A 20,135-nucleotide genomic window follows, 5' to 3' on the forward strand; every position below is an offset into this window, starting at 1 on the left:
GGTATTTTTTGTTGTTAGAGTATCGCTGAATGCGTATTTTGCACACATCTGACTGGCATTTAGGTCAGCATTTTATCGGTAAAACCCGATACCGTGAACACCAGAAATTTATTGATTGGATAATTGGTAAAGTCGATAAATATCAAATAGATATAGTGATAATCTCAGGTGATTTATTTGATACTGGCACCCCTCCAAGTTATGCGCGTGAGCTATTAAATCATTTCATCGTTGTACTTAAACAACATGAATGTCAGTTAGTTGCACTCGCGGGTAATCATGATTCAGTTGCAACATTAAACGAATCAAAAATGTTGCTCAGTCAGCTAAATACCTACGTTATTCCGCAGGTGACTAGTGATATTGAATCGCAGGTTCTCCTGCTCAATGAACGCACGGGTGAGCCTGGCGCAATCATCTGCGCAATTCCCTTTATCCGTCCCCGGGATATTATCAAAAGCCAGTCTGAACAGAGTAGTCGTGAGAAATCCAACCAGCTAGGCAACGCGATCAGCGATCACTATCAGGTTTTATATCAGCACGCACTTGAACGACAAAAGGATATTGAAGAGAGAGTTGGCAGGAAATTGCCTATTATCGCTACCGGTCATTTAACTGCTATGGGAGTGAAGTCCAGTGAGTCAGTCAGGGATATCTATATCGGTTCCCTGGAAGCGTTCCCAGCCAGCCAGTTTCCCCCAGCCGACTACATCGCTTTAGGGCATATACATCGACCGCAGGTTGTAGCTCAGTCTGATCATATTCGTTACAGCGGATCTCCAATCCCTTTGAGTTTTGATGAGCTCAAATGGGATAAACAGGTATTAATGATCGAATTTGATTCTGAGTGTGTGGCTCAGGTGACCCCTTTAAAAATCCCTCAGTTCCAACCGATGGCCTGCATCAGGGGTGATTTGAGTCATATAGAGCAATCACTCCACATGCTTGACGATTCTGGTGAACTACCCATCTGGCTTTCGGTTGAGATCGAAACTGAGGATTACCTCACTGATCTGCAACAGAGAATCGAAGTGTTAACTGATGATCTGAATGTTGAGGTGCTTTTGTTACGCCGTGTCAGATCTCTGAGGCAGCAGCAGATCTCTCGAGAAAGTCGGGAGACGTTGGATGAACTTAACCCTTATGAGGTTTTTGAGCGGCGGCTCGCGCTGGAACAGTTTGAGTCTGAAGAGCAGCAACAAAAGCTTGGAGCGATCCGTAGTTGTTTCAGCGAGGTGATTGAAGAGCTGGTGGAGGAGCATGGGATCACTATTCAATCGCCGGTTAACCAAATCGATACTCAGGTTTGTCCTAGCGTTGAGCAAAAAATGGATAAGCCGCTTCAGGATCATTTATTTGATTCCGAGGCTGAATTGAGAGGCGATGGCACAAAATCAGGTAATTTCTCTAAGCAACGACCGGCATCTTCAACTGTGGGCACTGTTGAGGTGGATCAGAGTGATCTTTTTTCCGAGCTTGAGGGTGGCCAATGAAGATCTTGAGTTTGCGTTTTAAGAATATAAATTCGCTACGCGGTGAGTGGAAAATTGATTTTACGCGTGGTGCATTTATCGATAATGGGCTTTTTGCAATCACAGGGCCTACCGGGGCCGGTAAAACGACTCTGTTGGATGCGATCTGCCTGGCTCTCTATCACCGTACCCCCAGATTGAAAACGATCTCGCAAAACAGCAATGAATTAATGACGCGGGGCACCGCTGATTCTCTGGCGGAAGTTGAATTTGAGGTCAAAGGCCATGGCTACCGTGCTTTTTGGAGTCAGAGGCGCTCCCGTGACCAGGTTGATGGAAAGTTGCAGGATGCCAAGGTTGAGCTTGCAAAGCTCGAAAAACACACTGAAGGCGATGAGATACTGGCAACGCAGGTGAAACGGAAAAATCAGTTAATCGAGGAGATCAGCGGGCTCGATTTTGAACGTTTTACCAAATCAATGATGCTTTCTCAGGGGCAGTTTGCAGCCTTCCTGAATGCAGATGCTAACGATCGGGCGGAGCTCTTAGAGGAGCTGACAGGAACAGAGATCTATGGCCTTATCTCAGAAAAGGTCTACGCACATTATAAAAATGCTGATAATCATTTAAAACGGTTGGAGGCAAAAGCTGAAGGGGTTGAACTCCTCTCTGAGCAACGAATAACAGAGTTAAAGCAGCAGAGTGATCAGATCGCCGTTTGTCTCCTTGATGCAGAGACACAGATCAAACAGTTTCAGGCACAGCAGAGCTGGTGTGAGCAATTATCTAAAGCACAAAGAGATCTTCTTGATGCCACTGCTTCCCGTGAAAAACTGCAGCAGCGGGAGGGGGAGCATCGAACTGGATTAGAGCGACTGAGCGCCAGCCTTCCGGCAGAAGAGTTAAGAGCGGCTTATACACTAATTAAGGCAAGTGAACAGCAGAGCAGAGAGCTGACTGAATCACAACTCTCATCTGAAGAGCGGGTTGTTAAGCTTAGTGAGGAGTATCAGCAGTCGCTACAACGTTTTACTCATGCACAGAACATTTTTACAGAGGGTAAAGCCCGAAGAGCTGATCAGGAAGTGCTGTTGAACGAAAAAATAGTCCCGCTGGATGCGCAAATTGAGCGGATGGTGCATCAGTTTCATACCGCTTCAACAGAAAGAGAGAACAGCCAGCAGGCGATTACTCAGCTAAACGATTTGCTGATTGCAGCAGATAAAAAAATGCAGTCATCTCAGGCTGAGCAGATGGAGTATCAGTCTCAACTCGATCGGTTATCTCATCTCCAACCGCTGGCAACTCATCTCTCTTTATGGCGTGAGCAACTCTCCCAGTTAGATCAATTTGGCAAGCAGAGCCAACACTACGCAGTCCAGGCTGATTTATTGCTGCAGAAACAAGCCGAGAGTGAAAAGCAGGTGTCGGAGCTCCGTGCTCAGATTGCTCAACATGCGAACAAGGGCCAGTTGATTAAGGCAGAGTGTGCTGAGGGTGAAAGGGATCTGCAGCGATTGGTGGGTGATCAGGATGTAGAGGCGCTTGAGGCACGGTTGAAACAGTTGATATCGACACAAAGTCAACGAACTGAATTAAAGTTTACTGCAGAGCGGTTAAACTCATTGACTGAAGAGAATCATCAGATCGATCAAGATCTGGCTCAAAAACGACGGTCACTCACTGAGATTGAAAGTAATCTGGCTTCATTACGTGAGGAGTATAGAAAACAGGATCAGGTGGTGAAGGATCTGAATCAACTACTTGAGCAGGAACGTAAAATTCAAAGTCTCGAAGCTGAACGTAGCAGGCTTCAGCCAGATGATCCCTGCCCACTATGCGGCTCAACTGAACACCCATTGGTCGACAGTTATCAGCCGTTGAATCTTGATGATACGCAAACAAGGCTTAAGCTGGCAGCAGACGAACTGGACAGACTGAAAACTGCAGGAACCGAGTTTAACGGGCAATATACGCTGTTGCGTGATCAGCAACTACCTGAACTGGAAAGGGATAAGCAGAAACGGGTTGAGCAATTATCAATACTGACCACGCAGTGGCAGCAGTTGCTCTCACAGTTAGACATCACACTTGCAGTTGAAGATCAGGCAGCCCGCGAGAAATTTTTGTCTGAACAGATGGCTGAACTGGAGTCACTGCAAACCCAGTTGGAAAACATTCGTCGGATCCAACAGCGAATTCAGCAAAGTTCCAACAGTTTGGGAGAGATCCAACAATACGAACAAAAGCTGAACGCTGAGATAGAGCTGATCACCCAGCAGCAGAAAAGTGTTGCTGAGCAAGCGAGTACTCAGCAGGCACTCTCTGAACAGCATAAGTCTGATATGACCAACCTTAGATCAAAGCTCACTGCCGAACTGGTACCGTTTAAATTAACCCTACCGGATATCGATCAGGATTATGAGGAGTGGGTTCAGGGATTGGAAACTCAGGTTGCAAGCATTCAACAGCTCGAAGCGGCCCTGCTGCAATCACATCGTACGCTGGAGACGCTGCTGTTGGAATCTCAGAAGCTTTCTGAGCAGAAATCTCAAAAGGAGGTAGAGCTCAAACAGAGAGTCCAGAATGAAGAAACCCTAAAAGCGGCACTTCAAGAGAAGACAGATGAACGGTTTAGATTATTTTCTGATAAACAGGTGTCGGCTGTTCGGGAGCAGGCATTGCGAGAGGCTACCAACGAAGAGAAGCACTTTCAGGTAGCCCAGAAGGAGCTTCAACAGATAGAAAGTCAATTATCCTCCGCTAAGGCGACTCTGACTCAGATTCATACTCAGCTTGATAAAAATAGGACGGAATATCAGTTATTGAACAGCAAATGGGCGGATCAGCTCTCAGTTAGTCCGTTTACTTCAGAAGAGCAATTTCTGGAAGCGTTAATGGAACCCAGTGAACGTGCAGCGTTGCAAGAGATCTCTGATCAGTTAAAGCGGGAAAAAGCACAGATTCAGGCTTTGCAAGCTCAGTCAGAGAAATTGATTGAGCAGCTTACTGAAGAGGGGCGAAATAAGGGTTATGAAGGTGTTAATGCCGAACAGATAGCTGTTCAGCTCGAACACCACAGTACTGAAATTAAAACGCTTATGGTAAAGCAGGGTGAGCTCGGAGCGTTAATGCGAGATGACCAGAACCGGAGAGCATCCCAGGCTGAGTTATTTACAGAAATAGAGCGTTCCAAAAGGGCTTATGATGACCTGGCCTACCTGAACTCCCTGATCGGTTCACAGAAGGGTGATAAGTTTCGAAGATTTGCTCAGGGGCTAACCCTTGACCATCTGGTGCATCTGGCTAACTGCCAGTTAGAACGTTTACATGGCCGTTACCAACTGCAACGTAAATATACAGAAACACTTGAGTTACAGGTCGTTGATACCTGGCAGGCGGATACTGTACGTGATACCAAAACCCTGTCAGGTGGTGAGAGTTTTCTGGTGAGCTTGGCCTTAGCGCTTGCACTGTCTGATCTTGTTAGCCAGAAAACCAGCATTGATTCACTCTTTCTGGATGAGGGCTTTGGTACTCTCGATAGTGAAACACTGGATACAGCTTTGGATGCCCTGGATAGTCTGAATGCTTCAGGAAAAATGATTGGGGTAATCAGTCATATTGAAGCGATGAAGGAGCGGATTCCTCTGCAGATCAAAGTACGTAAGATGAGTGGGCTGGGGGTCAGTCGGCTTGATGATCAATATTTACTGAAAGCAGGATAAATAATGGAATTCAAAGTCCCGACCACCTGTGAAACTGAACGTCTTTTGCTGAGGCAGTTTAAAGAGCCGGATTGTGAAGCACTCTATGCCTATTATGGAAATGAGTTGGCTACCACCTTTACCATGGGGCGAGTGCTGACAGAGGGTGAAAGCTGGAGAGCCATGAGCAGTATGGTCGGGCACTGGTACCTTCGTGGCTTCGGTCCCTATGCAATGGTCGAGAAAGAGAGTGATACGGTTATTGGCATTACGGGATTATGGTACCCAAATGATTGGCCAGAACCTGAGATTAAATGGGCTTTAGCGCCGGCGTACTGGGGACAAGGATTTGCCAGTGAGGGCGCGCGGGCAGTACAGACGATGGCAAAACAGTATCTCCCTGATATCTCATTGATCAGCTTTATTCATTCTGATAACCATGCGTCGAGGCAGCTGGCTGAAGCGGTAGGGTGTCAACTTGAGAAAGAGGTTCCTTTTCGTGGTGCAGTCTGGTGTATCTACCGGCACCCTTAATGGGTCAGTGATCTCATATTGACCCTTAGACGGGCTTAAACAGGAATATCCAAAGTTACAGGCACCATTTCGTTGAAATATCAGATTGAGATGGCTTTAGCGGCGTGAAGATCAATGCTGTCAGTGAAAATTGAATGAGTGGGGGTAAAGGAGGTTGTTAGGGCCGAAAGTATCCGGCGAAAAATGTGCCGATAGGGGAACGGTTACTCTTAATAACATCGCTAACGGCACGAAAAGTCTTACATTTTTCGCTGGAATCTGAAGTATAGAACAGATATTTAAAACTGCTGTTTAAAATGGCGGCAATTTTTTTTATAACGTGATCAGCCCGATCCCCCAAAGTGTCTGCATAAAGGTAAGTTACCTGGCTGAACGGCCCTCCGTTAATTCCTCAAAGCGTCATAGCAGATCTGCTTTCATGGATCTGCCCAATAGCCCTCCGAATATTGCAGTTAGCTGGTGGAGTGTGAGCAGTGATGCTTGGTTGTTTTCCTTTCCTATTTCCTTCGCTTAATTCCCCTGAAGACGATGCTGATCCGTTATAATGCGCGCCTTTAGTGTTTTGAAGGCGATAAAACCGTGCAGTTATTAAAAGTTGAATGTCTTGGCAAAGAGTTAAGGCTGGAAGCGTCTATGGCGGGATGGCAGGCTCTGTATTGGGATAATCAGCTAGTCTCTCAGATTAACGCAAGTGCTGATGCTGGTGAGACGTTTGTGCACCGATTTACGCTTGAGGCGAGGACCGCTGCAGGTGAGTTGAAAGAGATTGTGTGCTGCTTAACACTTGAGCTCAACTGGCAGCCATTTGGCCTGAATTATCGGCTGGAGGCTGATGAACTACTGATTACTGAAGGTGCTTCAGATGAAAAAGATATTGAGGCACAGGAAGTTGTACATCGGGTAAAGCAGCCAACCAAGATCAGCATAATTGGTTTAGGGTCACTTGCACTCAAGTTGTTCAAAAGTGCGAAGGTGATCAAGGTTCTCTTTGCCGCAGGCAGTCTGGCGGCATACAGCTGGCTTTTTTCTATTGAGTTTGCGATCGCCTTAATTCTCTGTCTGGTCTTCCATGAGTATGGACATATTCGGGCGATGAAACGTTTTGGGCTGGCAACTAAAGGGATCTACCTGATTCCGTTTGTTGGGGGGCTTGCACTGTCGGATGATCGCATCAATACACGCTGGCAGGATGTATATATCTCTATCATGGGACCGTTATTCGGGCTCCTGCTTTCACTGGTGTTTATGGGAATTTACTGGCTCACAGAGATTGAGCTATTTGCAGGCCTGGCTGCCTTTAACGCATTATTGAATCTCTTCAATATGCTGCCGGTACTGCCACTGGATGGTGGACACGTTCTTAAAAGTATCGCGTTTTCCGTTAACTCCCTCTTTGGCTTGATTATCTGTATTCTGGGTGCCATTGCAGGTGTCGCACTAAGTTATCACTTTGGTCTGGCGCTGTTAGGCTTTCTGCTAGCGATTGGAAGTATTGAGATTCTCTTTGAGTGGAAGCGCCGACACTATAGTGACCTGTTACCTCTGGATCGATATGGTCAGGTGGTATCCTCTCTCTGGTACTTTTCTACTGTGGGCGGCTTAAGTTGGGTCATCTGGTTTCTTGGACAGGGTGAGAACAGCGCACTTGCTTTGCCATTAAAGATTTTGGGCAGCTGATAATGAACTTTAGTGAGCTGGGGTTGAACCCCTCAATTGTAACAGTACTTGATGCAAACGGTTATCTGGAACCAACGCCTATTCAGGCGGCTGCAATTCCAGCCATACTTGATGGTGAAGATATCCTTGCGGGCGCCAAAACAGGAACAGGCAAAACAGCAGCATTTATCCTGCCTGTCATCCAGAAGATGGCTGTCTCTGCAGAATCTCCAGAAAAGCAAAAAATCATTAAAGCCCTGATACTGACTCCAACCCGTGAATTAGCGCAACAGGTCAACAGTAGTATTAAGCGTTATGGGAAATCTGCCGGGGTAAGATCAGCCGTCGTATATGGCGGCGTTGGTATCGGGCCACAGGTCGAACAGATTAAAAAGGGTGTTGATCTGTTGGTGGCAACGCCAGGTCGTCTGTTGGATCTACATAAGAAAAGAGTGGTGAATCTCAGGTCACTTCAGTTTCTGATCTTTGATGAAGCCGATCGTATGCTGGATATGGGGTTTCGAGATGAGGTTAAAACGGTCATAAGCAAGTTGCCAAAGCGCGAGCAACAGCCACGGCAGGTGATGTTATTTTCAGCGACTCTGAATGATCAGATCTATAAGTTCAGTAAAAACCTACTCAATAAACCTAAATTGATTGAGGTTGACCAACGAAACAGCGCTTCTGAAAACGTAGCTCAGATTGTATATAACTGTGATCCAGAGAGACGTTTTGAAATAGTCAGTTACCTGATTAAAAAGCGTCACTGGAAACAGGTAATGGTTTTCAGCCGCACTAAAGAGGGGGCAGATAAACTGGCTCAATATCTACAGCTCTCGGGTATTCAGTCAGAGGCGATCCATGCTGATCGCTCTCAGTTACAGCGTGATCAAGTACTGAATCAATTCCGACAGGGAGAGTTACAGGTGCTGGTGGCGACAGACGTTGCTGCGCGAGGGATTGATATAGGAAGTCTCAGTGCCGTAATTAACCTTGAGATCCCCTTTAAGGCTGAAGATTACATTCACCGTATCGGCAGGACGGGTAGGGCAGGAGAGTCAGGTGAAGCGGTTACATTACTGATAGAGGAGGAGAACCATCTGTTGGAGGAGATCGAAATATTGCTTGATGATCGTTTGCCACAACAGTGGCTAACGGGTTTTGAGCCTGATCTAACCCGAGAGATCAATTTAGGGCGTAAAAACAGTCGATCAGCACAAAAAAAGCGAGCAAAAAAACGTGCATTAAAATAGCCGGAGTCTGTCTATTCGTAGATGCAGGTGAGGCATTCATACGCCTCTCGTATCTGGATACAACGTTCAGAATCGCCGCCCCTGTCCGGGTGATACCTGGCGGCAAGCGTTCTGAAAGCCTTTCTGATCTCATCGCCTGAGCAGTGAGTTGAAAGCCCCAATGTTTCGAGTGCCGAATCCCGCTTCTCGAAGCTATGATAGCGTTGCCAGAAGCTATTAAGGAGTGCTGTGACAGATTCATGACTGCTCTCTGAAAAACCTTCCCAGTTAAGATAATAATGAGTTAATTCGGCTTCGCCGGGTGCATCTGACAAATTGTTGTGGGGGGCTGTAACAGGCGTTAGTTCTATAGCCAGGGCTGAGATAGAGAGATAAAGTCCCTCCTTCAGAAATTGAGGGCGCAGGGTGTACAGGGCATTCATGATCAGAAAATGCTGCCGGAAGAGAGCAAGGTCACTTCCGCAAGGCGCGTCCTCACCCATATCTGCAGAGTTTAGTTTGAGTGATCTAAGCAGATCATACTCGGTGATAGGACCAGTCTGATTACGAAGAGTCTGGTTGATAGATCTAAGGAAAGGGTTACTGTGCATAGAGTGCGGGCTACTTTACGGGTGAAAGATAGCCCAGCATAAGATTTAAATTCCTCTCTCGCCAGCGTTAAAGCGCTTCAGCCAGCCGCTGGTAGCTGTCCAGGCGCTCCTCATAACTGTGTGTAACCGTCACTGTCCCTATCTCGTCACAACCGAACACGTCGGACAGTTGCTCAATCTCACTCCAGCATTGGTCGGCGGATCCTACCGTGTAGCCGTTCAGAATGTGATCATATTCAGCCTGATAAGAGACAGGAAGTTCACGGTATCTATCCTGAACTTCCGACGGTGTAAGAAAGGCTTCTCGTCTGCCGAGTTGTGCAGCGAGTTTACGATAAACTGCTGTTCCTGCACGGAGCTTTGCTTCCTCCTCTGTTTCAGCACAGATACACGCGATCGCCAACATCTTATTTGCGGTATGAGTATGACCAGCGCGTTTCCACTCATCATGGAACTCACTGAAAATAGATGGGTGGCAATTATCAGGATCGATAAAACGGGCGAGAGCTATGTTGTACCCCAGATGCCCTGCAAGACCAGCACTACCGCCGCTGGATCCGAGCATCCACAATTCCGGTTGTGGGGAGCTGTCGGGTAGGACTTTGATCTCATGGAACGGGTTATCCGTGGGTAGACTGCCTTCAATAAACCCCTTCAACTCCTGTGCTTGATGACCATACAGGTCACCATGATGAGGTTGATGTGGAAATGCGAGTGCATGCGATGTAAGACCGGTCCCCCCAGGGGCACGACCCACACCCAGATCAATCCTATCTGGGAATAGCGTAGCCATCATCTTGAACGATTCAGCAACTTTAAGGGGGCTGTAGTGCGAGAGCATAACGCCTCCGCTACCAACACGGATGTTTTGAGTCACACTGGCAATAGCGGAGACAAGAATTTCAGGGCAGGGATTTGCAAAATGCATACTGTCATGATGTTCAGCAACCCAGTAACGATAAAAACCAAGATCGTCACACGCTTTTGCCAGCTCTACCGTTAAGCGTGGTGCATCTATAGCCGGGTGTGAGCCATGTACAGGGGATTGATCAACAACAGACAACTTAATAGACATTCAGTGCTCCTCTAATATGATTAATATGTTAATTAAATAGTTGCTCAAATACAATGGTTCAAGGCTTTATCAGGGATCATAACAACGCGTAGAATGTGCTTTAGAACTGTTGTTATTTGGATAAATTATGAGTCTGGCCGAAAAGATCCAATCGTTGTATTCAAAATTTGGCTCCTTAAAGGGGGTCACTGTTGAACTCCATAAGCAGTTGATCGCTATCGCGGTTAAAAATGAAGCAGCCAGTGCCACGGTCTTTCTTCAGGGAGCTCAACTGGCTGAGTATCAACGGGTTGGTGAGCGGCCAGTACTATGGTTAAGCGAGAGTTGTGAATATCAGGCAGGTACCGCTTTGCGGGGTGGTATTCCGGTATGCTGGCCCTGGTTCGGACAGTTTGAGCGTAACCCTGAGGCTCTACAGCAACAGCTTGATGAGGGGACTTACCCAGCCCATGGCTTTGTCCGAAATCGTGAATGGCAGTTGGAATCAATCGAATTGGTGGACAGTGAAACGACCCGTTTGATCTTGTCGTTGAATGTTGAGGGTGATTCCGGGTGGCCTTATCCCGCTAATCTCAAAATGATTATTACGGTTGGCACCGAATTAAGGTTGTGTTTTGAAGTTAAAAACTGCGGTGATCAGACGTTTAAATTTACTTCCGCCCTGCATAGTTATTTCAATATCAGTCATGTTGATTCTGTAACAGTTACCGGGCTCGAGGGGGTTCAATATCTTGATACATTACAGGAGTGGAGATCCTTCAGTAGTGACCGACCGTTATCCGTGAATGCTGAGGTAGACAGGGTATACCGTAATCTTCCCATTGAAGTGGTTCTGAACGATAGGCGGTTCTCACGCTCAATCTGCTTACAGGCTGAGAATGCGCCGGATATGGTGGTCTGGAATCCGTGGACGAATAAAGCTAAAACACTCACCCACTTTCCTGATCAGGCCTATCTGCGGATGATCTGTCTTGAAACTGCGTCGGTACTGGATAATCTCGTAACACTGGCGCCGAATGAACGGCATAAAATGGCGCTGACCCTCAGCGTTATCTGATTAACATAAAGACCACCATACTGATGATTGCAGTGAGAAGAGTGTTACCTGTGAATTTCATCAATATCACTGCCAGAACTGCTCCCAGCAGGTAGGGATTTGCAGGGTCGGTATTCAGTTGCCCCTCCGTTGTAAAGACTAATGGCCCAATCACGGCAGCTAGTACGGCAGGCGCGGAATAACTGAGTATTCGCAACGCCTTATCATTCAGCTTAAGCGGAAGTCTGGGTTCAAGAAAAAGATATCGACTGATAAATACTGCCACTGCCATCCCTGTAATGAGGAGCCAAAAGTTCATTTTAGCCTCCGAGCGGTATAGGTTGTATATCCAGCCAACATTCCAGCCGCGATCGCCAGAAGCAGACCCGATTGCATATTCTGGGTTGCACAGAATACAGAGACAGCGGTAGAAACGATAACACAGGTCAGGATTGAGCTGCTTTTAACCATCGGAACAAGGATCGCAATAAACGTCGCGACGACTGCAAAATCAAGTCCGATCTGTGTTAGATCGGGTATAGCGCTACCTGCGATAATGCCGATCAGTGTTGATAGATTCCAGGCAATATAAAAGCTGAGACCCGCACCTAGTGCATACCAGCGGTTAAAGGGCTGGTCTTCGCGCTGGGTGTTAACGAACAGCTCATCAGTCAATAAAAATCCAAGTGCGGTTCGCCAATGTAAGGGGAGGACCTTGATCTTATCCCTTAAGGCCAGACTGTATAAAACATGGCGACTGGTAATGAGGAGCGTAGTCACCAGAATACTGATAAATCCGGCACCCGCCTGAATCATCCCAATGGCAACCAGTTGGGATGTGCCGGCAAAAACAGTTAATGAAAGCATCTGGGTTTTAAATGCGCCCAGACCGGATTCCACACCATAGGCGCCGACCAGTACACCCCATGGGATGACTGCAACGATCAGTGGAATCATGTCGATTGTTCCACGTATTAGCTCTTTTTTTATCGATCTCATTGAAAAGAATCCATATTAGATAGGACGCAGATTACAGCGAATGGGATAGTTGGTCTTGTACGAAGTTGTTACTTTCTCAACTGCTGTAGAAACTGCCCAGGCGTTATTCCCAAGGCTCTTTTGAAGTGACGGTTGAAATGGCTTTGATCATGGAAACCCGCATTAAGAGCTGCTTCGAGTAAACTGCATCCCTGTTGCAAAAGATTTTTAGCTAGTCTGATACGGGCTTGTATCTGGAAAGCATGAGGAGGTAACCCATAAATACGCTTGAATTGTTTAATCAGATGGTAGGTACTGAGCCCTGACAGCACTGCAAGGTCATCAAGTGAGATATCAGCGGCAGGGTGCTCACGAAGAAATGAGTGAACAAGTGCGAGATTCGACTTTGAGTTGATCGGCTCTCTTATCTCCCGATGTTCCCTGCCATGCCTCTGCATCAGTTTTAATAAAGCGCTATACAGGAGTGTTTCCCGCAGTAATCGGTTGTCAGATTGATGCAGTTGATCAAAGGTGAGCCGTAATAGTTGTGCCAGTTCGGGGTCATGGATAACAGGGTCACTAAAATAGATAGAGCCCGTGTCACTTAGGCCCGCTTCATGTCGGACTTGTTGTAGCTGCTCAGGTAGTGGGTAGATGGCCTGGTAGGTCCAGCCACCTTCTGAAGCAGAATGCCCATCATGTACCTCGTCATGATTGACAAGAATAATGCTGTCTTGAGGAGCAACATGATTTGATCCGTTTCTCAGAAACCGCTGCGCACCTTGCTCTATGATACCCACTGTGTAGCCTTCATGAGTATGACGAGAGAAGTTTTGTCGATGATAGGATGCGCTTAGGGTTTCAAGCCCTCCAAGTTCATCGACAGTTCTGTAGCGCGCAATTTCCTGTTCGTTCTTCATGCACCTATTGTAAACGTTAATCAGAGATTGGTTTTGTACAAAATTGTTATCGGTCACCTAGCGCAGTGTAATTAATGGCTGCACTATGCAGATAATTGAAATCCTTAGCTGAATTACAAAACGAAATTATATCTTCCGGCGTTAAGGGTTTGCTAAAAAGATAACCTTGTCCCATATCGCAGTTATGTTCAGTGAGTAACTCCGCTTCTTCCCTGTGCTCGATTCCTTCAGCCACAACGTGCATTCCGAGGTCATGGCCGATAGTGATCATGTTTTTGACCAGAGCCCAGCTCACCTGATTTTGGGTAATTTTCTTAATAAAGCTTCGGTCGATTTTAAGTGTTTGCACAGGGAGTTGCTGAAGATGACTGAGAGAGGACAAGCCCGTACCGAAATCGTCCAGTGCGATATGAATTCCCGATTTTTTCAGCAAGGGGAGGGTGCGCTGCGTCTCTTGAATCATCTGCATCGTAGTATCTTCAGTTACTTCTATCCATATCAATCCGTGGGGTAAATTATGTTCCTCAAGCGCTTGGTTGATCAGAGATCCCAGTTCAGGGCGATGCATAGAGGGAGAGATGTTCACTGCTACGGGTAAAGGTTTCATTGAATTATCAGACCATTCTCTGATCTGTCGACAGGCCTCACAGATGATCCAATAACCCAAAGTGTTGGCAATTCCATGTTGTTCAGCGACCTCGATGATCTCGAGCGGAGAAACGAATCCATAGATAGGATGCTCCCAGCGTAAAAGGGCCTCCAGATAGACCGGTCGACCATTCTTCAGATCGATGATCGGCTGATATGCGAGATGGAGTTTGTGGTGCTCTATGGCTTCTCTCAGATCCATCTGCAGAATTTGCCGTCTGTTAATCTGTTCATCCATGATGAAATCAAATATCTGATGACGGGAGAAAGGCGCTGATTCCTTAGCTTTGTACATCGCAATATCTGCGCGGGTTAAGAGCGAGCTGGCATTATCACCGTGATTTGGAAATTGAACGCTGCCAATGCTTGCTCCAATCAGGCACTGGTGCTCCTCAACACGAAAATCCTCTTCCAATAATTGAATAATTTCTGCGGCAATGTGATCAAGTTCATGAGTGTCATTGACGTGAGGTTGCAAAATCGCAAATTCATCTCCACCGAGACGACAGGTCAAACAATCATGAGTCTGATCTAAGCAGTTAGTTAGCCTGTCAGAGACCGATTTTAGGAGTAGGTCACCGGTGTGATGGCCTAAGGTGTCATTCACGTCTTTGAAACCATTGAGATCGATAAGATGAAGAGCAAAAGGCTCATCTCCTTCACAGCGCCTGGTTAACTCGCGACGAAAAAAGGCGCGATTGGGTATGCCGGTCAAACTGTCATGCTCTGCCTGGAAGCGATTGATTCTGTTTTCGCGGATGATCAATATCAACAGGAGAGTACCACTCATGATAAGGCCAACCATCAGCCAGATTAACTGCTGTTGAAGCTCCGATACCCTGCGATCACCACGATTATAGAAATCGTTATTAAAGTGGTAGTTATCGAGAGCCAGTTTCTCAATGGTCCTGATATGGGGTTCAAGTTTCTGTTGAAGGTCACTGGAGATAGAGGGGGTATGCTGGAGCTGGGTAAATATGGATGGCTCTAACGCTTTGATCTGATCAAAGGCCGATTGAATTGACGGTAGTGCACCTTCTATTTTGACCAGTTGATTGGCATCGATGCCCTTCAAAAGCACAGGGAAACGGCTCCAGAGGATATCGTAGCGGGCAGTAACTTCCCGGTATGCTGTGTTGTCTGATCTATAGATTGTGAGTGTATCGTTAAACCGATGCAGCTCAGTTTTTAGTTGGAACAGTGACCAAACGCTGGTGCCATAGCGATTATCTAAGATAGTTATGGATTGACGGAGCTGGACCAGACTAAAGATAGCGCTGATAAAGAATATGAGAACTACAGGGGTAAGCCATAGTTCTTTGAATCTGAGAATACTCAATAAAAACCGGTTATCAAGCATCAGAAAATTTCAATATGAGTCAGTTGCCAGATCATCTTCCCGGTATTCTCCTCTGTATTAAGCTCTGGATACTTATCAAGTGGAAGTATCAACCAGAGTGGTCCCTTATTTCTGACACTCATGATTTGGTTATCGTCACGCCAGGCCAAAATTGGCTGGTATTTCTCAATATAGGCTCTCTCGATATCGATTGTATAATCATTAAGAGCCGTAAGACGCAGAGTGTTACCTGTAGCGCCAACATGTTCAAGAACGGCAGACAGCAGGGGACCATGATATTCGTGAATACGATCGGACCACCTTGTTTGTAGCTTGAGTGTCTGACTTTTCAGGGATTGTAATTGCTCCAGGTTGAAGCGAGCACTATTCCCATAGTTACCATGCAAGATCTTTCCGGTAACCGTTAAAATAACCTTACCTTCAGATTCAGGCTGTGTCGTCTCAACTGAATTAGCAGCAGTAGAGATCAACAGGAGAAGTGCGGCTATGAGCTTGAACATATATAGACACGGCCTATTGTTAGATGAATATTCATTTCACAATAAAATTTAAGCGGAGAACAGATAAAAGTACAGTAAGTGAGGGCTAATTGTTTGTTAAACAGCGGTAAATTGAGAAAGGGTGCTCACCCGCTACAAATCAAAATGAGCAGCGGGTGAATTTAGTTGGGAAGTTTTTTTACGTAGCTTTTGTCAACTGTTTAAATTCATGGATGCCACTGATCTGATCTTCAGCATGGTGGTTCACATAGAGTACGGTGGTTTCACCACTGGCGCAGATCTTCTCAATTAAGGCCAGAACAAGCTGCCGGTTAATGTCGTCCAGTCCAAGGCAGGGTTCATCAAGAATGAGCAGCGTCGGGTGTTTCACCATCGCACGGGCAATCAATAGCAACCGCTGATCACCAAACGACAGTTGATTATAAGGCTGATCCGCTCGGTCTTTCATGCCCAGAAGCTCTAACCATTGATCTGCGACCTGTTTCTGTTTATCAGTGCTCTTACTGTACATACCGATACTGTCATGGAAGCCAGAGATAATGACATTACGTAAGCTGATACTGACGCGATATTCCCACTGAAGGGCGGTAGATACATAGCCGATATACTGTTTGATCTGCCAGATTGTTTCACCGTTCCCACGTTGCATACCAAAGACAAAGATATCGTTCACATAGCATTGAGGGTGGTCGCCGGTGATCAGATTAAGCAGGCAGGTTTTACCGCTGCCGTTAGGCCCACTCAGTTGCCAATGTTGTCCTGGCTTGATCGTCCAGTTAAGGCCATCAACAACAGTATTGTCGCCATAAGCAACACGAATATTCTGTAGGCGCACCAATGGGTCTTCCGGATTCAGAGCAGGAGGGCGATCAGTGTCGTCTGTTTCAGGTACTTCCAGGTCGGTAGTTTTCAGGTGCAGTAACTGATAAAGGTCGTCGTATGCTTGTTTGTCGTTTATATCAACGCTGTGATGGAGTCGGCCTTTATCCATATAGGCGACATGTGTAATAAACTCAGGCATTTCATCGAAGCGGTTAAGCACCAAAACCATTGGTACGGTGTCAATCTGGCTCTGAAGCAGGTCATTGAGCATCGCCATCGATTCAACATCGAGGCCATCAAACGGCTCATCCAGAATGACCAGTCCGGGTCTGTTAACCAGAGCACGGATCAGCATAATCTTACGAGTTTCGCCGGTAGACAGTTTGCGAAAACTGCGTGCTAACATCGTTTCTAATTTGAATTTGCCAATCAGTTCTTCAAGCAGTGCGGCATCAAAATCTGGATTATCAGACTTGCCCTCTTCAAGAATCTCCCTAACAAGCGTACCTTCGGAGATAACATCCATGATATCGGCATCGTCTTTTTTTAGTTCACGGTCGATCAATTCGGCCTGAGCTTCAAAAGAAACCAGCTCTACCCGTTCAGGAAGTCCTGAAATCGAGCCACTGACGTAATCACCCGCACCTGCAAGAATTGCTGCAAGTGCAGACTTACCTGAGCCATTTGTACCGGTGACGACCCAATGCTGGTTTGGCCCTATGGTCCAGTTAACCTGATCTAGAGTAAAAGATTCACCAAACTCTGCGGTGTAATTTTCGATAACGATTTTGTTCATGCTGATGCCAAAGCAGAAAGGTTGATAAAGAGTAAAAAAAAACCAGAGCGGGGCTCTGGCTTTTTATCTTATGGCCTAAAAAATCTATAAGTAATAATTACTTATACAATTTTCTTCATGTCAGCCATGTGGCCGCGAAGAGTCGTACCGATCGCTTCAACAGGGTGAGCGCGTAGTGCAGCATTCACTTCAATCAGACGAGCATTATCAACACCAGTGTCAGCTACATCCAGACCTTTACCAATCACGTCAGTCTTGATCCCCTTCATGAAATCTTCCAGAAGAGGCAGGCAAGCGTGGTTGTACAAGTAGCAACCGTACTCAGCAGTATCGGAGATAGTCGCGTTCATCTCGTACAGTTTCTTACGTGCGATAGTGTTAGCGATCAGCGGCGTTTCGTGAAGAGACTCGTAGTATGCAGAATCAGCGATGATACCCGCAGCAGTCATAGTTTCGAATGCCAGCTCAACACCCGCTTTAACCATAGCAACCATCAGAATACCGTTGTCGAAGTATTCCTGCTCGGAGATCTCTACATCGCCAGCCGGAGTCTTTTCGAATGCTGTTTCAGCAGTTTCTGCACGCCAGCCCAGCAGGTTCTTATCATCGTTCGCCCAGTCTTCCATCATTACGCGGGAGAAGGTGCCATCGATGATGTCGTCCTGATGCTTGTTGTACAGCGGACGCATGATCACTTTCAGCTCTTCAGACAGGTCAAATGCCTTGATCTTAGCTGGGTTAGACAGACGATCCAGCATGTTGGTAACGCCGCCGTATTTCAGTGCTTCAGTGATAGTTTCCCATCCGTACTGGATCAGCTTAGATGCGTAGCCAGCGTCGATACCTTCTTCAACCATCTTGTCGAAGCACAGTAGGGAACCAGTCTGCAGCATACCGCACAGGATAGTCTGCTCACCCATCAGGTCAGATTTAACTTCAGCGATAAAAGAGGACATCAGAACGCCCGCTTTGTGACCGCCAGTACCTGCAGCGTATGCTTTAGCCAGTGCCAGACCTTCACCTTTAGGATCGTTATCTTCGTGAACAGCGATCAGGGTAGGTACACCGAAACCACGTACGTATTCGTTACGTACTTCAGAACCAGGGCACTTAGGTGCAACCATGATTACAGTCAGGTCGTCACGGATCTTCATACCCTCTTCAACGATGTTGAAACCGTGAGAGTAAGACAGGCAAGCGCCTTCTTTCATCAGTGGCATAACAGCGTTTACTACAGAAGTGTGCTGCTTATCTGGTGTCAGGTTAAGAACAACATCAGCAGTCGGGATCAGCTCTTCATAAGTACCAACAACAAAACCGTTTTCAGTTGCGTTCTTCCAGGACTGACGTTTTTCAGCGATTGCAGCTTCACGCAATGCGTAAGAAACATCGCAGCCACTGTCACGCAGGTTCATACCCTGAGCCAGGCCCTGTGCACCACAACCGATAACAACCATTTTTTTGCCTTTAAGTGCTTCAACGCCATCGCTGAACTCATCGATAGACATGAAACGGCATTTACCTAGTTGCTCTAGCTGCTCACGCAGTGGCAGCGTGTTGAAGTAGTTGTTAGACATCGCTTTATTCCGTAATAGTTAGTCAGCCGAACTGACATAAGTTGGTTATGTACGCACTCTAATCGATAATGAGTGTCGCGTAAAATGATATATATGGATCGCTCTATTGCGTTTTTTGCAAGATGTTCTCCATAAGTGTGCTAAATAATAGCGTGATAGTTTTCAGGTTCCAGTATTCTCTGACTAATAATCTAAATAAACCTGACATGGTGCAAAATCTGTAAGCTATCTGGTTGATAATTAGACACTTACTGTGGATATTGGCGATTTGTATATTATTTTTGCATCTGCGAAAAATAGTGCTTGCTTAAGCACTCACAGCTCTATACTATTCGCCACACATTGATGCGGGGTGGAGCAGCTTGGTAGCTCGTCGGGCTCATAACCCGAAGGTCGTTGGTTCAAATCCAGCCCCCGCTACCAAATTTAAGAAAGCAGATCAGTTACTCACTGATCTGCTTTTTTTATGTCTGCAGTGCACTTACTTAATCATTATTTTACCTTTCTATCGTGTTTAATCTTCGCACAAGTCCGATATTGTCTAACCTCTAGACAGCCTTTAAAGTAAACTTCACCGCAGCACCAATCTGAAATTATGTGACTTAAACAGACAAAGGAGTGTCTATGTCATTAAAACGCCAGTCAATTCTTGTTTGGGCTTGCTTAACTGCGTCATATGGATATGCAGACCAATATCAACGAGATACCTGTTCTGCCATGGCTCGGTTAGATTACTCCATAGAATCGTTTCATCGCTCTAACGAATGCCATGCTCAGTTGGATAAGATCTATGGGCCCGATCCTAAAAGAGAGGCGATACGTAAACAGATAGAAATTGAAAATGTAGAAGCAAAACGGTTACGTATTGAAAATTGCGGCTCCCCAGGTGTTTCATTCCTTTGCTGGGCTGATAAATATGCGCTCCGGCCTGAAGTCCTTAACCGATGCAGCAATATCATCCTGGCCCGTATGAGAGCTGAGACTCGTTGGACATCACCTGTTGAAGAGCGTTATCCATTTTCTGTTCCTCCCCATAGCTTTAAGAAAGTGAAACCAGAGATCAATCAGCCTTGGATTATCGGTTTGGTGGGTAGTTATCTTGAAGTTAAATCCCCAGTAGGGATGTGGCAGGAGATGACCTATGTCTGCTGGGTTAATACCGATAACGATCAGGTCGTTTCAATGGATAATTGGTGGGGGCGTTTCTAATC

At 46.3% G+C, this 20,135-nt stretch carries 16 protein-coding genes and 1 tRNA gene; 8 read left to right on the top strand and 9 right to left on the bottom strand.

The features are described 5' to 3' along the window. Nucleotides 1–29 precede the first annotated feature (29 nt). From sbcD to Q0882_RS04570, 5 genes are all read left to right on the top strand, one after another. Nucleotides 30–1,493: an exonuclease subunit SbcD gene (gene sbcD / locus Q0882_RS04550; RefSeq protein ID WP_299178544.1), complete on the top strand. Its 1,464-nt coding sequence runs from the start codon at nucleotides 30–32 to the stop codon at nucleotides 1,491–1,493. After that, the gene (locus Q0882_RS04555) at nucleotides 1,490–5,200 is read left to right on the top strand and encodes an AAA family ATPase (protein WP_299178546.1); all 3,711 of its coding nucleotides are present in this window, start codon (nucleotides 1,490–1,492) and stop codon (nucleotides 5,198–5,200) included. Before sbcD ends, Q0882_RS04555 begins: the two co-directional genes overlap by 4 nt. Before the next feature lie 3 nt (nucleotides 5,201–5,203). Then, nucleotides 5,204–5,713 carry a GNAT family N-acetyltransferase gene (locus tag Q0882_RS04560; protein WP_299178548.1) on the top strand — a complete coding sequence of 170 codons (510 nt, stop codon included), beginning with the start codon at nucleotides 5,204–5,206 and terminating at the stop codon, nucleotides 5,711–5,713. A gap of 579 nt (nucleotides 5,714–6,292) precedes the next feature. Next, a complete protein-coding gene (locus Q0882_RS04565) occupies nucleotides 6,293–7,390 on the top strand; it encodes a site-2 protease family protein (protein ID WP_299178550.1) in 1,098 nt (365 codons plus the stop codon). A gap of 2 nt (nucleotides 7,391–7,392) precedes the next feature. Further along, nucleotides 7,393–8,622, top strand: a complete 1,230-nt coding sequence (locus tag Q0882_RS04570; protein ID WP_299178552.1) for a DEAD/DEAH box helicase — start codon at nucleotides 7,393–7,395, stop codon at nucleotides 8,620–8,622. 11 nt (nucleotides 8,623–8,633) lie between these two features. On the opposite strand, the gene Q0882_RS04575 is transcribed toward Q0882_RS04570, so the two are convergent. Then, nucleotides 8,634–9,212: a DNA-J related domain-containing protein gene (locus Q0882_RS04575; protein ID WP_299178554.1), complete on the bottom strand. Its 579-nt coding sequence runs from the start codon at nucleotides 9,210–9,212 to the stop codon at nucleotides 8,634–8,636. A gap of 67 nt (nucleotides 9,213–9,279) precedes the next feature. Beyond that, nucleotides 9,280–10,287: an MsnO8 family LLM class oxidoreductase gene (locus Q0882_RS04580; RefSeq protein WP_299178556.1), complete on the bottom strand. Its 1,008-nt coding sequence runs from the start codon at nucleotides 10,285–10,287 to the stop codon at nucleotides 9,280–9,282. A gap of 127 nt (nucleotides 10,288–10,414) precedes the next feature. Here Q0882_RS04580 and Q0882_RS04585 point away from each other — a divergent pair, with 127 nt between their 5' ends. Further along, nucleotides 10,415–11,344, top strand: a complete 930-nt coding sequence (locus tag Q0882_RS04585; RefSeq protein ID WP_299178558.1) for a D-hexose-6-phosphate mutarotase — start codon at nucleotides 10,415–10,417, stop codon at nucleotides 11,342–11,344. Here the strand turns inward: Q0882_RS04585 and Q0882_RS04590 are convergent. The 7 genes from Q0882_RS04590 to ilvC all read right to left on the bottom strand — a co-directional run bounded on the left by Q0882_RS04590 (nucleotide 11,337) and on the right by ilvC (nucleotide 18,924). After that, a complete protein-coding gene (locus Q0882_RS04590) occupies nucleotides 11,337–11,642 on the bottom strand; it encodes an AzlD domain-containing protein (protein WP_299178560.1) in 306 nt (101 codons plus the stop codon). The two genes, Q0882_RS04585 and Q0882_RS04590, sit on opposite strands and share 8 nt — an antisense overlap. Beyond that, a complete protein-coding gene (locus tag Q0882_RS04595) occupies nucleotides 11,639–12,322 on the bottom strand; it encodes an AzlC family ABC transporter permease (RefSeq protein ID WP_299178562.1) in 684 nt (227 codons plus the stop codon). The genes Q0882_RS04590 and Q0882_RS04595 overlap by 4 nt, the downstream gene beginning before the upstream one ends. A 68-nt stretch (nucleotides 12,323–12,390) precedes the next feature. After that, the gene (locus Q0882_RS04600) at nucleotides 12,391–13,221 is read right to left on the bottom strand and encodes an AraC family transcriptional regulator (RefSeq protein WP_299178564.1); all 831 of its coding nucleotides are present in this window, start codon (nucleotides 13,219–13,221) and stop codon (nucleotides 12,391–12,393) included. A gap of 46 nt (nucleotides 13,222–13,267) precedes the next feature. Then, entirely contained in the window at nucleotides 13,268–15,208 is a 1,941-nt protein-coding gene (locus Q0882_RS04605) for a bifunctional diguanylate cyclase/phosphodiesterase (RefSeq protein ID WP_299178566.1), read from the bottom strand. Between the two features lie 20 nt (nucleotides 15,209–15,228). Further along, nucleotides 15,229–15,729 (bottom strand): hypothetical protein, encoded by a 501-nt coding sequence (locus Q0882_RS04610; RefSeq protein WP_299178568.1) that lies wholly within the window; start codon nucleotides 15,727–15,729, stop codon nucleotides 15,229–15,231. Between the two features lie 178 nt (nucleotides 15,730–15,907). Beyond that, entirely contained in the window at nucleotides 15,908–17,347 is a 1,440-nt protein-coding gene (modF, locus tag Q0882_RS04615; protein WP_299178570.1) for a molybdate ABC transporter ATP-binding protein ModF, read from the bottom strand. Between the two features lie 101 nt (nucleotides 17,348–17,448). Beyond that, nucleotides 17,449–18,924 (bottom strand): ketol-acid reductoisomerase, encoded by a 1,476-nt coding sequence (ilvC, locus tag Q0882_RS04620; RefSeq protein ID WP_299178572.1) that lies wholly within the window; start codon nucleotides 18,922–18,924, stop codon nucleotides 17,449–17,451. Between the two features lie 346 nt (nucleotides 18,925–19,270). Between ilvC and Q0882_RS04625 the strand changes: the two genes are divergently transcribed. After that, nucleotides 19,271–19,347: transfer RNA gene (locus Q0882_RS04625), tRNA-Met, on the top strand. A gap of 201 nt (nucleotides 19,348–19,548) precedes the next feature. Then, on the top strand, nucleotides 19,549–20,133 hold the full coding sequence (locus Q0882_RS04630) for a hypothetical protein (RefSeq protein ID WP_299178574.1): 585 nt from the start codon (nucleotides 19,549–19,551) through the stop codon (nucleotides 20,131–20,133). The last annotated feature ends 2 nt before the right edge of the window (nucleotides 20,134–20,135 follow it).

This window comes from uncultured Neptuniibacter sp., from assembly GCF_947498015.1.
In the GTDB taxonomy this organism is placed as follows: domain Bacteria; phylum Pseudomonadota; class Gammaproteobacteria; order Pseudomonadales; family Balneatricaceae; genus Neptuniibacter.